This window comes from Rubrivivax benzoatilyticus JA2 = ATCC BAA-35 (genome assembly GCF_000190375.1).
Lineage (GTDB): Bacteria > Pseudomonadota > Gammaproteobacteria > Burkholderiales > Burkholderiaceae_C > Rubrivivax > Rubrivivax benzoatilyticus.
Map to the genome: position 1 here is coordinate 1 of NZ_AEWG01000063.1, position 12,705 is coordinate 12,705.

The 12,705-nt window shown below is 72.6% G+C and carries 14 protein-coding genes; 3 read left to right on the forward strand and 11 right to left on the reverse strand.

The features are described from left to right. Window positions 1–632: peptidoglycan-binding domain-containing protein (locus RBXJA2T_RS06710; protein ID WP_009856584.1), on the forward strand; the 632-nt coding region annotated here is incomplete at its 5' end. On the opposite strand, the gene RBXJA2T_RS06715 is transcribed toward RBXJA2T_RS06710, so the two are convergent. The 8 genes from RBXJA2T_RS06715 to dusB form a co-directional block, all read right to left on the reverse strand. Beyond that, window positions 633–1,352: a dienelactone hydrolase family protein gene (locus tag RBXJA2T_RS06715; protein WP_009856585.1), complete on the reverse strand. Its 720-nt coding sequence runs from the start codon at window positions 1,350–1,352 to the stop codon at window positions 633–635. Continuing rightward, the gene (ruvC, locus tag RBXJA2T_RS06720; RefSeq protein ID WP_009856586.1) at window positions 1,349–1,924 is read right to left on the reverse strand and encodes a crossover junction endodeoxyribonuclease RuvC; all 576 of its coding nucleotides are present in this window, start codon (window positions 1,922–1,924) and stop codon (window positions 1,349–1,351) included. Before ruvC ends, RBXJA2T_RS06715 begins: the two co-directional genes overlap by 4 nt. A 55-nt stretch (window positions 1,925–1,979) precedes the next feature. Further along, the gene (locus tag RBXJA2T_RS06725; protein ID WP_029718665.1) at window positions 1,980–2,612 is read right to left on the reverse strand and encodes a response regulator; all 633 of its coding nucleotides are present in this window, start codon (window positions 2,610–2,612) and stop codon (window positions 1,980–1,982) included. Between the two features lie 90 nt (window positions 2,613–2,702). Continuing rightward, window positions 2,703–3,677 carry a phosphatidate cytidylyltransferase gene (locus tag RBXJA2T_RS06730; protein ID WP_029718664.1) on the reverse strand — a complete coding sequence of 325 codons (975 nt, stop codon included), beginning with the start codon at window positions 3,675–3,677 and terminating at the stop codon, window positions 2,703–2,705. Between the two features lies 1 nt (window position 3,678). Continuing rightward, window positions 3,679–4,302, reverse strand: coding sequence for a lysophospholipid acyltransferase family protein (locus RBXJA2T_RS06735; protein ID WP_009856589.1), 624 nt, complete (start codon window positions 4,300–4,302; stop codon window positions 3,679–3,681). Window positions 4,303–4,614: 312 nt separating this feature from the next. Further along, window positions 4,615–6,186 carry a bifunctional phosphoribosylaminoimidazolecarboxamide formyltransferase/IMP cyclohydrolase gene (purH, locus tag RBXJA2T_RS06740; protein WP_009856590.1) on the reverse strand — a complete coding sequence of 524 codons (1,572 nt, stop codon included), beginning with the start codon at window positions 6,184–6,186 and terminating at the stop codon, window positions 4,615–4,617. 8 nt (window positions 6,187–6,194) lie between these two features. Further along, window positions 6,195–6,428, reverse strand: coding sequence for a Fis family transcriptional regulator (locus RBXJA2T_RS06745; RefSeq protein ID WP_009856591.1), 234 nt, complete (start codon window positions 6,426–6,428; stop codon window positions 6,195–6,197). Next, window positions 6,425–7,462, reverse strand: a complete 1,038-nt coding sequence (gene dusB, locus RBXJA2T_RS06750) for a tRNA dihydrouridine synthase DusB (protein WP_029718663.1) — start codon at window positions 7,460–7,462, stop codon at window positions 6,425–6,427. The genes RBXJA2T_RS06745 and dusB overlap by 4 nt, the downstream gene beginning before the upstream one ends. A gap of 93 nt (window positions 7,463–7,555) precedes the next feature. Here dusB and RBXJA2T_RS06755 point away from each other — a divergent pair, with 93 nt between their 5' ends. Both RBXJA2T_RS06755 and RBXJA2T_RS06760 read left to right on the forward strand, forming a co-directional pair. Then, window positions 7,556–8,041 (forward strand): YqaA family protein, encoded by a 486-nt coding sequence (locus RBXJA2T_RS06755; protein ID WP_009856593.1) that lies wholly within the window; start codon window positions 7,556–7,558, stop codon window positions 8,039–8,041. 47 nt (window positions 8,042–8,088) lie between these two features. Next, window positions 8,089–9,579 (forward strand): carboxypeptidase M32, encoded by a 1,491-nt coding sequence (locus RBXJA2T_RS06760; RefSeq protein WP_009856594.1) that lies wholly within the window; start codon window positions 8,089–8,091, stop codon window positions 9,577–9,579. Between the two features lies 1 nt (window position 9,580). On the opposite strand, the gene RBXJA2T_RS06765 is transcribed toward RBXJA2T_RS06760, so the two are convergent. From RBXJA2T_RS06765 to dmeF, 3 genes are all read right to left on the reverse strand, one after another. Further along, window positions 9,581–10,810 (reverse strand): patatin-like phospholipase family protein, encoded by a 1,230-nt coding sequence (locus RBXJA2T_RS06765; RefSeq protein WP_009856595.1) that lies wholly within the window; start codon window positions 10,808–10,810, stop codon window positions 9,581–9,583. A 61-nt stretch (window positions 10,811–10,871) separates the two neighbouring features. Continuing rightward, window positions 10,872–11,486, reverse strand: a complete 615-nt coding sequence (locus RBXJA2T_RS06770; RefSeq protein WP_009856596.1) for a phasin family protein — start codon at window positions 11,484–11,486, stop codon at window positions 10,872–10,874. An 89-nt stretch (window positions 11,487–11,575) separates the two neighbouring features. Then, a complete protein-coding gene (gene dmeF, locus RBXJA2T_RS06775; protein WP_009856597.1) occupies window positions 11,576–12,601 on the reverse strand; it encodes a CDF family Co(II)/Ni(II) efflux transporter DmeF in 1,026 nt (341 codons plus the stop codon). Window positions 12,602–12,705 lie beyond the last annotated feature (104 nt).

Genomic DNA, 12,705 nt, shown 5'->3' on the forward strand with positions numbered 1-12,705 from the left:
CGCCGGCCGCACCGGCGTTGCCGGCAGCGGCCCCGAGCCCGCTGGCGGCACGCGCCGAGCTGCCGCCGCAGGCCTTGCTGCCGGCGGTGCACGACTACGCCTGGTTCAGCGGCGACGGTGCCGACGAGGTCGGTGCGCGGCGCCGGCTGGCACGGCTGTGGGGCCTGGGGCGTGTCGTCGGCGATCCCTGCGCGGCGGCTGCGGCGGCGGCCGGCCTGGCCTGCTGGAGCGGCCGGGTGCCGCTGTCGACGCTGCGTCAGCTCGACCGTCCCGGCCTGCTGCATCTGGCCGACGAACGCGGCCGGCCGGGTTACGCGCTGCTGGTGGCGCTGGACGAGGACACGGCGACGCTGCAGGTCGCCGAGCGCCGCGAGCATGTGCCGCTGCTGAAGCTGGCGCGCTGGTGGCACGGCGGCTTCACGACGCTGTGGCGGCCGCCGTCCGACACCGCGTGGACGGCGCGGCTGCAGGCGCTCGACGGCGAGACCGCCACCGACGCGGCCTCGCTGGCGCGGCGCATCGCCGGTTTCCAGCGCGCCCGCGGCCTGGCGGTCGACGGTGTCGCCGGCCCGCAGACGCTGATGCTGCTGGCGCGCGACGAACACGACGCCGAGCCGCGCCTCGGCCGCTGATCAGCCGTTCAGCGTCGCGGCCAGGAACTGCAGCGCACGCCCGTGCGCCAGCGCCGCGGCACGCGGTTCGTAGCTGGTGCGCGCCCAGCAGTTGAAGCCGTGCGGCGTGCCGGGGTAGACGTGGACCTCGGCGCCGGCGTGGCCGGCGAAGGCGGCACGCACCGCGTCGACGGCCGGCGGCGGGATGTACTCGTCGTCGCCGGCGTAGTGGAACTGGATCGGCACGCCGACCTGCGGCGCCAGCGCCAGGTGGTCCTGGATGCGGCCGCCGTAGTAGGCGACCGCGGCGTCGGCGCCGGCGGTCGCGGCGGCGAAGTAGGCCAGCCGCCCGCCCATGCAGAAGCCGAGCGCGCCGCAGCGCTGGCCGGCGACCTCGGGCAGGGCGCGCGCCGCGGCCATCGCGGCGGCGACGTCGGCGAGCTGCTCCGCATGGGTGTAGCCCTGGTGCAGCGCCAGGCCCTGCGCGTGGTCGTCGCCGGAGTAGGCCAGCTCGACGCGCGGCGCGCGGCGGTGGAACAGGTCGGGCGCGAGCACGACGAAACCGTCCAGCGCCCACTGCCGCGCGACGGCGCGGATGTGCGTGTTGACGCCGAAGATCTCCTGCAGCAGCACCAGGGCCGGCCCGCGGCCCGCCGGCGGCAGCGCCAGGTAGGCGGCGAAGCCGGGCGCGATGTCGATCCAGCGTGTGCTGACGGGGTCTGCGGCGGTGTTCGGGATCATCGGCTCCTCCGGTGGGGCGCGGCGCGGTAGGCGCGGCCGCGGCGGTACTGGGCGTGGGCGCGGCGCGCCAGCGGCGTGGCCTCGGCCAGCGCGGCCAGCGTGCCGCCGGCGTGGGCGTGCGCGATGGCGATGCCCAGCGCGTCGGCGGCGTCCTTGCCGGGCACGCCGGGCAGGGCGAGCAGCCGGCGCACCATCTCCTGGATCTGCTCCTTGGACGCCAGACCGTGGCCGGTGACGGCCTTCTTCATCTGCACCGCGGTGTACTCGGCCACCGGCAGCCCGGCCGAGACCAGCGCCGCCAGCGCCGCACCACGCGCCTGGCCGAGCAGCAGCGTGCTCTGCGGGTTGGTGTTGACGAAGACGATCTCGGCCGACGCGGCCTGCGGCTCGTAGCGCGAGACGACCTCGGCGACGCCCTCGAAGATGATCTTCAGGCGCTGCGGCAGGTCGCCGCGCGGCGCCTCGGCGGTGTCGATGACGCCGCTGGCGACGTAGGCCAGCCGCGGGCCGTCGGCGTCGATGACGCCGAAGCCGGTGCGTTGGAGACCGGGGTCGATTCCGAGGATGCGCATGGGGCGGGCCGCCGGGCGGCGGCGCAGTATCTCAGACGCCCTGGCCGCGGCCGGGCTACTGGATCAGCCCGTTCTTCAGCGCGTAGTAGGTGAGGTCGCTGTTGCTGGCGAGCTTGAGCTTCTCCAGCACCCGGGTGCGGTAGGTGCTGACCGTCTTGACGCTGAGGAACATGCTCTCGGCGATGTGGCCCACCGTCTCGCCCTTGGCCAGGCGCAGGAAGACCTGCAGCTCGCGTTCGGACAGCGCCTCGTGCGGCAGCTTGTCCAGGCCGCCGGCCATCGTGTCGGCGAGCAGCTCGGCGACCTGGCTGGTGATGTAGCGCCGGCCGCGCGCGACGGTGCGGATCGCCTTGACGATCTCGTCCGGGTCGCACTCCTTGTTGAGGTAGCCGCTGGCGCCCTGGCGCAGCAGCGTCGTCGCGTAGTGCGTCTCGGGGAAGCCGCTCAGGATCAGGATCGGCAGCTCGGCAGCGCGGGCGCGGATCGCCGCCAGCGCGTCGACGCCGCTCTGGCCGGGCATCGACAGGTCCATCAGCAGCACGTCCACGTCGCCGCGGCGCACCAGCTCCAGCGCCTCGGCGCCGTTGGCGGCCTCGCCGGTGACACGCAGGTCGACCTGCTCGGACAGGAACTGGCGCAGCCCGGTGCGCACGATGGCGTGGTCGTCGACGATGCCTACGCGGATGATCAACGGCTTCTCCTCGGTCGCCGCCGCCAAGGCGGCCCCGCGGCAGTGTAGCCAGCCCAATCCCCGCCTGCAGACGGGGTCGGGCACGGCCTAACCGCGGAACTGGAAGTACCAGCGCACCGAATGGAAGAACACCGGCGCGGCGAAGCACAGCGGCGCGACACGGTCGAGCAGGCCGACGGCGCCGGTGATCGCGCTGCGGTTGCCCCAGGACGGCACGCCGGCGTCCTTCTTCAGCGCCTTCATGACGAAGTCGCCGAAGCTGCCGGCGCCGGCGGCGATGAAGGCCATCGCCAGCGCCTGGCCGGCCTTGAACGGCGTCGTCCAGTACAGCGCCGCGCCGACGATGGCGGCGGTGGTCGCGCCGATGGCCCAGGCGCGGTACGAGAACGACCGGTCGATGTGGCGTGCCACCGGCCGGCGGCGCAGCCAGCGCGCCGCGCCTTCCTGCGTGCGCTGCGCGGTGGCGACGACGACGACCAGGAAGAACACGAGGAAGGCGCCGCGCCCCTCGTAGTTCTTGAACTCCAGCAGCAGCAGCGCCGGGGCGTGGCTGAGGCCGTAGATGCAGACCATCACGCCCCACTGGATCTTGGCGTTGCGTTCGAGGAAACGCTCCGGGTCGCCGGCCAGCGCGCTGATCACCGGGATCGCGATGAACACGTAGACCGGGATGAAGACCGTGAACAGGTCGAAGGTCCGGAAGCCGACCAGCAGGTACTGCGCCGGCAGCACCACGAAGAAGGCGAGGATCAGGCTGCGGTGGTCGCTGCGCCGGGTGTGCGCCAGCGTGATGAACTCGCGCAGCGCGAAGAACGAGAAGACGGCGAACAGCAGCGTCGCGCCGATCGCGCCGGAGACCCAGGCCAGCCAGAAGACGATCGCGCCGGCCCAGATCGCGCGCAGCTCGGCCTTGACACGCTGGTGCCAGTGGCTGCCCTCCTGGTCGGAGCGGCGCAGCATGACCAGCCCCGAGACCGCGCTGACGACGACCAGCGCGCCGAACAGGATGACGAACAGCAGGCCGACCTGCTGATCCACGGTGAGCGCTCGAAGATGTCCCATGTCAGCTGGCGTGCGGGCGCAGCGCGACGACGGCCTCGCGGGCGCGGTCGAGGAAGGCGCGTTTGTCCTCGCCCGGCTCGAGCTGGATCGGCGCGCCGAAGGTCACGGTGCACAGGATCGGCACCGGCACCACTTCGCCCTTGGGCATCACGCGCTGCACGTTGTCGATCCAGGCGGGGATCAGCTGCACGTTCGGGAACTGTTCGGCAAGGTGGTAGAGCCCGGTCTTGAACGGCTGCGGCAGCCCCTTGTTGCTGCGTGTGCCCTCCGGGAAGATGACCAGCGAGTCGCCGTGGTCCAGCGCCGCGACCAGCGGCTCCAGCGGGTCCTGGTCCTCGCTGCGCTGGCGGCTGACGTAGACGGCGTGGAACACCTCGCGCGTCAGCCAGGCCTTGAACTTCGACGAGGTCCAGTAGTCGCGTGCGGCGATCGGGCGCGTCGTGGCGCGCAGGTCGCTGGGCAGCGCCGCCCAGATCAGCATCCAGTCCAGGTGGCTCTGGTGGTTGGCGAAGTAGATGCGCTGCTCCGCCTTCGGCGGGCAGCCTTTCCAGTGCCCCTGGGCGCCAGTGATCAGCCGCACGAGCAGCGTCAGCAGCAAGCCCATCAGGTCGGCTTTCGAGGCCATGGCGGGATGCTAGCGGTGCAGGCCAGGCGCCGCGAACGGGCGCATCACGGCATCGCGTGTACAGGTCATGATGGTCAGGCGATAAGCTGCCCGCACGGTCCCCCCGGGGACAGACCGCCGCAGGCGGTCAGGGGGAGCGGCGCCTCCGGAGCGGGCCGAACCCGATCCGGGTCTCCCGGTCGGGTTCGGAGCTTTGCAAGCCGCGCCGGGCCAGTGGCCCGGCTCCTCGCGTGGCGCTGTCCGTCCACTGGACGGGCAGCGTCCCCGCTCGGCCCCCTCGGGGGGCGGCCGCCAGGCGGCCGGGGGCTCCACTCAATGCCGGAAGTGGCGCGTACCCGTGAGCACCATCGCGATGCCGCGTTCGTTCGCGGCATCGATGACCTCCTGGTCGCGCATCGAGCCGCCCGGCTGGATGACGCAGGTCGCGCCGGCGTCGACGACGACGTCCAGGCCGTCGCGGAACGGGAAGAAGGCATCGCTGGCGACCGCCGAGCCGTGCAGCGTCAGGCCGGCGTTGCCGGCCTTGATGCCGGCGATGCGCGCGCTGTCGATGCGGCTCATCTGGCCGGCGCCGACACCCAGCGTCATGCCGCCGCCGCAGAAGACGATGGCGTTGCTCTTGACGAACTTGGCGACCTTCCAGGCGAACAGCAGGTCTTCCATCTGCGCCGGCGTCGGCGCCAGCGTCGTGACGACCCGCAGCTCGCCCGGCTCGACGTTCTTCGCGTCCTGGCTCTGCAGCAGCACGCCGCCGCCGACACGCTTGAAGTCCAGCGTGTTCATCGCGCGTGCCAGCGGCACTTCGAGCAGGCGCACGTTCTGCTTGCCGGCGAAGACCGCACGCGCTTGCGGCGTGATCTTCGGCGCGATCAGCACCTCGACGAACTGCTTGACGACCAGCTGCGCGGCGGCCTCGTCGAGTTCGCGGTTGAAGGCGATGATGCCGCCGAAGGCCGAGGTCGGGTCGGTCTTGAAGGCCTTGGCATAGGCCTCGGCGCAGTCGGCGCCGACGGCCACGCCGCAGGGGTTGGCGTGCTTGACGATGACGCAGGCCGGCACGTCGAAGGTCTTCACGCACTCCCAGGCGGCGTCGGAGTCGGCGATGTTGTTGTAGCTGAGCTCCTTGCCCTGCAGCTGCGTCCAGCCCGACAGCGTGCCTTCGGCCGGCCGGGCGTCGCGGTAGAAGGCGGCGCTCTGGTGCGGGTTCTCGCCGTAGCGCAGGTCCTGGGTCTTGGCGAGCTGCAGGTTGAAGACCGCCGGGTACTCGGTCTTCGCCGGCACGGCCTCCAGCGCCTCTTCGACGCCGGGTTCCAGCGCCGTCAGGTAGTTGGTGATCATGCCGTCGTAGGCCGCGGTGTGCGCGTAGACCTTCTTGGCGAGCATGAAGCGCGTGGCGCGCGTCGTCGCGCCGGTGGCCAGCTCGGCCAGCACACGCTCGTAGTCGGCCGGGTCGATGACGACGGCGACGTCGGTCCAGTTCTTGGCCGCGGCGCGCAGCATCGCCGGGCCGCCGATGTCGATGTTCTCGATCGCGTCGGCCAGCGTGCAGTCGGCCTTGGCGGTCGCCTGCGCGAACGGGTAGAGGTTGACGACCAGCAGGTCGATCGTGCCGATGCCGTGTTCGGCCAGCGCCGCCATGTGCGCCGGCACGTCGCGGCGCGCCAGCAGGCCGCCGTGGATGCGCGGGTGCAGCGTCTTCACGCGGCCGTCGAGCATCTCGGGGAAGCCGGTGACCTCGGCCACCTCGGTGACCGGCAGGCCGGCTTCGGCCAGCAGCTTGGCGGTGCCGCCGGTGGACAGCAGCTTGACGCCCAGGCCGTGCAGCGCACGCGCGAAGTCGACGATGCCGGTCTTGTCGGATACGGAGAGGAGGGCGGTGGTCATCGGTGGTCTCAGATCAGCTTGTGTTCGAGGAGTTTGCGGCGCAGCGTGTTGCGGTTGATGCCCAGCCACTCGGCAGCCTTGCTCTGGTTGCCGTCGGCGTGCTGCATCACGACGTCGAGCATCGGCTTCTCGACGGCGGCCAGCACCATCGCGTGGATGTCGTGCGGTTCGGTCCCCTTGAGGTCCTTGAAGTACTGCTCGAGCGTCGTGCGGACGCACTCGTCGATGTGTTTCTTGCTCATGCGCTTCTGACGGCGAGGTCGTCGTTGGCGGCTGTCGCGCAGGGCAGCTGCGGGTGGTGTTCGGCCAGTTCGGAGAAGAAGCCGTCGACGGCGCGCCACTGCGCGCCGGCTTCGGCAATGGTGTTCATCGCGGCGCGGAAGTCCTCGCCGCCGGGCAGGCCGCGCACGGCCCAGCCGATGTGCTTGCGCGCGCTGCGCACGCCGGCGTGCTCGCCGTACAGCGCGTAGTGCTCCTCGAGGTGCTCGAGCAGCCAGCCGCGCACCTCGTGCGTGGCCGGCGGCGCCAGCAGCGTGCCGGTGGCCAGGTAGTGCGCGATCTCGCGGAAGATCCACGGCCGGCCCTGCGCGGCGCGGCCGATCATCAAGGCGTCGGCGCCGGTGCGTGCGAGCACCGCGGCGGCCTTGGCCGGCGAGTCGATGTCGCCGTTGGCGACGACGGGAATGGCGAGCGCGGCCTTCACCGCGGCGATCGTGTCGTACTCGGCCTGGCCCTGATAGCCCTGTTCACGGGTGCGCCCGTGCACGGTGACCATCGCGACGCCGGCGGCCTCGGCGGCCCGCGCCAGGCGCAGCGCGTTGCGCTCCGCCGCGCACCAGCCGGTGCGCATCTTCAGCGTCACCGGCACGCCGCGCGGCGCGCAGGCGCCGACGACGGCCTCGACGATCGACAGCGCCAGCGCCTCGTCCTGCATCAGCGCCGAGCCCGCCCACTTGTTGCAGACCTTCTTGGCCGGGCAGCCCATGTTGATGTCGACGATCTGCGCGCCGCGGTCGATCTCGTGGCGCGCGGCGTCGGCCATCATCGCCGGCTCGGTGCCGGCGATCTGCACCGCGATCGGCGCGCCCTCGCCGGTGTGGTCGGCGCGGCGCGAGGTCTTGCGCGAGTCGCGCAGGTCCGGCCGCGACGTGATCATCTCGCTCACGGCGTAGCCAGCGCCCAGGCGCTTGCACAGCTTGCGGAACGCCCGGTCGGTCACCCCGGCCATCGGGGCGACGAACAGGCGATTCGGCAGCTCGAAAGCGCCGAGTCTCATCATCGGGGGGTGCTGAAAAAGGAGGCAGGAGTATACCGGTCGGCATCGGGGGCACCGGGCCGGCGCCGAGGGCGGCGGATAATCCGCACCGAGATGGAAGCATGGTTCTCCGCGCTGCTGGCGGCGCTGGCGCTGCCGCAGTACGGCCTGTCGACGGTCTTCGTCGTCGCCCTGGTGTCGGCCACGCTGCTGCCGATGGGCAGCGAGCCCGCGGTCTTCGGCCTCGTCAAGCTCGACCCCTCGCTGTTCTGGCCCGCGATCCTCGTGGCCACCGCCGGCAACACCGTCGGCGGCGCGATCACCTGGTGGATGGGCTACGGCGGCGAGATCGCCTACGAACACGCGACGCACCGCCGCCCGCGCGAGGCGCGGCCGCTGCAATGGCTGCGCCGCTTCGGCGCCAAGGCCTGCCTGCTGTCGTGGCTGCCGGTCGTCGGCGATCCGCTGTGCGCGGTGGCCGGCTGGCTGAAGCTGCCGTTCTGGCCCTGCGTGGCCTACATGGCGATCGGCAAGTTCCTGCGCTACCTCGTGATGACCGCCGGGCTGGTCTGGGCCTTCCCGGGCCAGCTCTCGTACTGACCGCGGGCGGCGAAAATCACGCCTCGCTCCGTTTCCCGAACCTCCGCATGACCGCCACGCCCGCCTACGACGCGCTCGCCGCCACCTGGACCCGTTTGCACCGCCTGGGTCACCTGCAATCGATCGCCAGCTGGGACCAGTCGGCCAACATGCCGCCCAAGGGCAACGAGGCGCGTGCCGAGGCGATGGCCGAGATGGCGGCGCTGCTGCACGGCCTGGTCACCGACCCGGCGCTGGCCGCGCGCCTGCAAGCCGCCGAGACCGAGCCGCTGGACGAGGCGCGCCGCGCCAACCTTGGCGAGATGCGCCGCCAGTGGCGCGCCGCCAACGTGCTGCCGACCGAGCTCGTCGAGCGCCAGCAGATGGCCACCGCACGCTGCGAACACGCCTGGCGCACGCAGCGTCCGGCCAACGACTGGGCCGGCCTGGTGCCCAACCTGAAGGAGGTCGTCGCGCTGGCGCGCGAGGAGGCCTCGCGCCTGGCCGACGATCTCGGCGTGTCGCGCTACGAGGCGCTGATGGACCGCTACGAGCCCGGGCTGACGACGGCCCAGGTCGACCGTGTCTTCGGCGAGCTGCGCCAGTGGCTGCCGGGGCTGATCCGCCAGGTCGTCGAGCGCCAGTCGCGCGAGACGGTGCTGGTGCCCGAAGGCCCGTTCGCGCGCGACGCGCAGCGCCGGCTGTGCGAGGAGACGATGCGCCTGCTGGGCTTCGACTTCGACGCCGGCCGGCTGGACGTCAGCACGCACCCGTTCTGCGGCGGCGTGCCCGAGGACGTGCGCCTGACGACGCGTTTCCGCGACGACGAGTTCCTCGGCAGCCTGATGGGCACGATCCACGAGACCGGCCACGCGCGCTACGAGCAGAACCTGCCGCGCGAGTGGCTGGGCCAGCCGCTGGCGCAGGCGCGTTCGATGGCCATCCACGAGAGCCAGTCGCTGTCCTTCGAGATGCAGCTCGGCTGCCACCCCGGGTTCGTCGCCGGCCTGGCGCCGCGCATCGCCGCGGCCTTCGGCGAGCAGCCGGCCTTCGCGCCGGCCAACCTGCAGAAGCTGCTGACGCGCGTGAAGCCGGGTTTCATCCGCGTCGACGCCGACGAGGTCACCTACCCGGCGCACGTGATCCTGCGCTACGAGATCGAGCGCCCGCTGGTCGAAGGCGAGATCGAGGTCGAGGACATCCCGGCGCTGTGGGACGCCAAGATGGCCGAGCTGCTGGGCGTGGACACACGCGGCAACTTCAAGGACGGCCCGATGCAGGACGTGCACTGGCCGCTGGGGCTGATCGGCTACTTCCCCTGCTACTCGCTGGGCGCGATGTACGCCGCGCAGTGGTTCGCGGCGATGCGCCGCGCGATGCCGCACCTGGACGAGCGCATCGCCGCCGGCGAGCTGGCGCCGGTCTTCGGCTGGCTGCGCGAGAACATCTGGCTGCCGGCCAGCCGCTGGAGCACCGACGAGCTGACGCGCCGCGCCAGCGGCGAGACGCTGAACCCGGCGCACTTCCGCGCCCACCTCGAGGCGCGTTACCTGGGCTGAGTCAGCGCGCGGCGGCCAGCCGGCGCTCGAGATCGTCGAGCACCTCGTCGAGCCGCCGCATCGCCTTCGCGGTGGCGCCGCGCGCCGGGCGCCGGCGGCGTTTCAGCGGGACCAGCCGGCGCGTCTCGTCGTCGAGCGCGGCGTCGTCCAGGCGGATGCCGTGCGCGGCCAGCCGCGGCGCCAGCTCGTCGCGGCGCGCGCGCAGGTCGGCGCGCGTCTGCTGGTAGGCGTGTTCGGCCATCGCCCGGCGCTGCGAGTAGCCGAAGGTGTTGGCCAGGAACATCTCCGGGTCGCGCTGGTCGGGCTCGAAGAGCACGATCTCGGTGCCCGGATGCGTCTGCTCGTAGCCGCGCATGCCGAGCTCCAGCCGCGAGTGGATCAGCGTGCGGAAGGTCTGGCTCAGCACCACCGGCAGGCCGCCGTCGGCCAGGCGCGGGATGCGCTGGCCGGCGCGGGCCGTCGGCGTCGCGTGGCGCCCGACATGGCCCGACTCGAAAGGCACCAGCGGGTTCAGGCACAGCACCAGGTCCATGTCCATGTCGAGCAGCACACGCGCGTGCAGCGTCTTCTTCAGCGCACCGTCGACGTAGCAGCGGCCGTCGATCGGCACCGGCGGGAACAGCCCCGGCAGCGCCGCGCTGGCGGCCACCGCGCGCGAGATCGGCACGTGCTCCCAGCCCGGCCGGCCGAAGGGCGCCGACTGGCCGCTGTCGAGGTCGGTGGCGACGATGACCAGCGGCCGCGCGACCTGGCGGAAGTCGTTGCTGCGCCCCGGCGCCGACAGCATGCGCGCCACCTGACGCTCCAGCGCCTCGTGGCCGAAGAGGCCGGCCGGCAGCGCGCGGCCCAGGCGTTCGAGCGCGGTCAGCAGCGAGCGCCGCTCGAAGGCGTAGTCCCAGGCGGCGTGCGCCACCAGCGCCGGCAGCATCGCCAGCCGGCGGCCGTACTCGCGCCAGGCCGGCTGCACGAACAGCCCCGGGCGGATGACGTCGTCGTCGGGCCCCTGGTTGAGGATGAACGAGGTGCAGAGCTGGCGCGGCGTGATGCCGTTGGCCAGCCCGGCGGCGATGAAGCCGCCGGCCGAGACACCGACGTAGCCGTCCAGCCGCGTGAAGTCGACGCCGACGAAGGACTCGTCGAGCGCGCACAGCGCGCCGATCTCGTAGATCGCGCCCAGCGGGCCGCCACCGGCCAGGGCCAGGCCGATGCGCTTGGAGTCGGGTGTCGTCATCGCTTGCCGGGGCGATGCGGCCCGTGGCGGGCCAGCGCCCCGCTCCGTTCAGAGGTGGTGATCAGGCGGTCTTGGTGCGGCGCACGCGCTTCTTCGCCGGGGCCGGCGCCTCGGTGGGCGCTTCGGGGGCGGCTGCGGCCGGGGCTTCGGCCACCGGCGCGGGCTTGGCGGCGGCCTTGCGCGCCGTCTTGCGCGGCGCGGCGGCCTTGGCCGGGGCGGCGTTCAGGCGCTCGACCGCGGCGGCCAGCGCGTCGACCCGGTCGACCAGCGCCTGCACGTCCTTGGCCGTCGGCACGCCCAGGCGCGACAAGGCCTTGGCGGTGCGCTGCTCGAAGATCGCCTCGAGCTTGTCCCAGTTCTGCCCGGCGCGCGCGGTGACGCTGCCGGCCATCGCCGTCATGCGGTCGGTGACCTCGCCGAGCTTCTCCTCGGCCACGGCCTGCGTCTTGCGCTGCAGGTGCACGCCTTCCTTGACCAGGGCCTCGAAGACGCGGCCGCCTTCTTCCTGTGCCTTGGCGAACGCGCCCATGCCGGCCAGCCAGATCTGCTGCGCCGAGTCGCGCACCGCGCCGGCCATCGCCTTGTCGCTGCGCTGGGCGGCTGCGGTCTTGCGGGCGGGCTTCGCCGTCTTGGCCGCGGCCTTCTTCGCTGCCGTGGGGGCCTTCCTGGTTGCCATCGTCGCTCCTCGTCGTCGTTCGTGGGTGCCCTCGTCAATCTTGGACGCAGGGCGGGCGGCCTGCATCCGATAACTCTAGTGAGACGGCTCTATCCACGCGGGCAGCCGTCGCCGCAGCCTTCGCAGCGGTGCACCTCGACCGTCACGTGGCGCAGCGGCGCGATCTCGGCCAGCCGCGCGCGGTAGACGGCCGCCGGCAGCGGCCGGTCGGCGACGATCGCGATCGCGGCCGACCAGGCCTGGGCGCCGACCTGCCAGACGTGCAGGTCCGACAGCCGGGCGTCGCCGTCGGCCTCGATCAGCGTGCGGATGCGACGGCTGATCTCGGGGTCGGCGGTGGCGTCGACCAGCGCGCGCGAACTCTGGCGCATGACGCCCAGCGCCCACTGTCCGATGACCAGCGCGCCCAGCAGCGCCACCGCCGGGTCCAGCCAGCGCCAGCCAAACCACAGCCCGCCGGCCAGCGCGGCGATCGCCAGCACCGAGGTCATCAGGTCGGCCAGCACGTGCAGGTAGGCGGCGCCGAAGTTGGCGTCGTGGTGGTGGTGGTGGTGGTGGTGGTGGCCGTGGGGATGGCTGTGGGGATGCTCGTCGTGATCGTGGTCGTCGTCGTGATCGTCGTGGCGGTGGTGATGCCCGTGGTGGTCGTGCCCGCCGCGCGCCAGCAGCCAGGCGCTGACGAGGTTGACGGCCAGCCCCAGCACCGCCACGCCCATCGCCTCGCCGAAGGCGATCGGGCGCGGCTCGCGCAGCGTGCCGATCGCGTCCCAGGCGATGCCGGCGGCGGCGGCCAGCAGCAGCAGGCCGCTGGTATAGGCCGCCAGCACCTCGATCTTCCAGCCGCCGAAGGCGTAGCTGCCGTGCGCCGCGGCGCGCCGGGCCAGCCGGTAGGCGAGCACCGCGCCGCCCAGCGCCAGCGCGTGCGTGCCCATGTGCCAGCCGTCGGCCAGCAGCGCCAGAGAGCCGGTCCACCAGCCGGCGCCGACCTCGACGGCCATCGTCACCAGCGTCAGCGCGGTGACCTGCAGCAGCGCCTTCTCGCGCCGGGCGACACCTTCGTCGGCGAAGGCATGCGGGTGCAGGAACGGCGAGAGATCCTTGTGGTGCGAACTCATGGCGCCCGACTGTACGACGCGCCCGGGTGGGGCGCCCTCCGGGGCAACCGGCAGGGCGCGGACCGCGTCCCTACAATGCCCGCCACTCCTGTTTCTGCCGACGG

Coding starts and splice junctions, on each gene's coding strand:
- RBXJA2T_RS06715 (WP_009856585.1), bottom strand. CDS start 1,352: ATGATCCCGAACACCGCCGCAGACCCCGTCAGCACACGCTGGATCGAC.
- ruvC (WP_009856586.1), bottom strand. CDS start 1,924: ATGCGCATCCTCGGAATCGACCCCGGTCTCCAACGCACCGGCTTCGGC.
- RBXJA2T_RS06730 (WP_029718664.1), bottom strand. CDS start 3,677: ATGGGACATCTTCGAGCGCTCACCGTGGATCAGCAGGTCGGCCTGCTG.
- RBXJA2T_RS06735 (WP_009856589.1), bottom strand. CDS start 4,302: ATGGCCTCGAAAGCCGACCTGATGGGCTTGCTGCTGACGCTGCTCGTG.
- purH (WP_009856590.1), bottom strand. CDS start 6,186: ATGACCACCGCCCTCCTCTCCGTATCCGACAAGACCGGCATCGTCGAC.
- RBXJA2T_RS06745 (WP_009856591.1), bottom strand. CDS start 6,428: ATGAGCAAGAAACACATCGACGAGTGCGTCCGCACGACGCTCGAGCAG.
- dusB (WP_029718663.1), bottom strand. CDS start 7,462: ATGAGACTCGGCGCTTTCGAGCTGCCGAATCGCCTGTTCGTCGCCCCG.
- RBXJA2T_RS06755 (WP_009856593.1), top strand. CDS start 7,556: ATGGAAGCATGGTTCTCCGCGCTGCTGGCGGCGCTGGCGCTGCCGCAG.
- RBXJA2T_RS06760 (WP_009856594.1), top strand. CDS start 8,089: ATGACCGCCACGCCCGCCTACGACGCGCTCGCCGCCACCTGGACCCGT.
- RBXJA2T_RS06765 (WP_009856595.1), bottom strand. CDS start 10,810: ATGACGACACCCGACTCCAAGCGCATCGGCCTGGCCCTGGCCGGTGGC.
- RBXJA2T_RS06770 (WP_009856596.1), bottom strand. CDS start 11,486: ATGGCAACCAGGAAGGCCCCCACGGCAGCGAAGAAGGCCGCGGCCAAG.
- dmeF (WP_009856597.1), bottom strand. CDS start 12,601: ATGAGTTCGCACCACAAGGATCTCTCGCCGTTCCTGCACCCGCATGCC.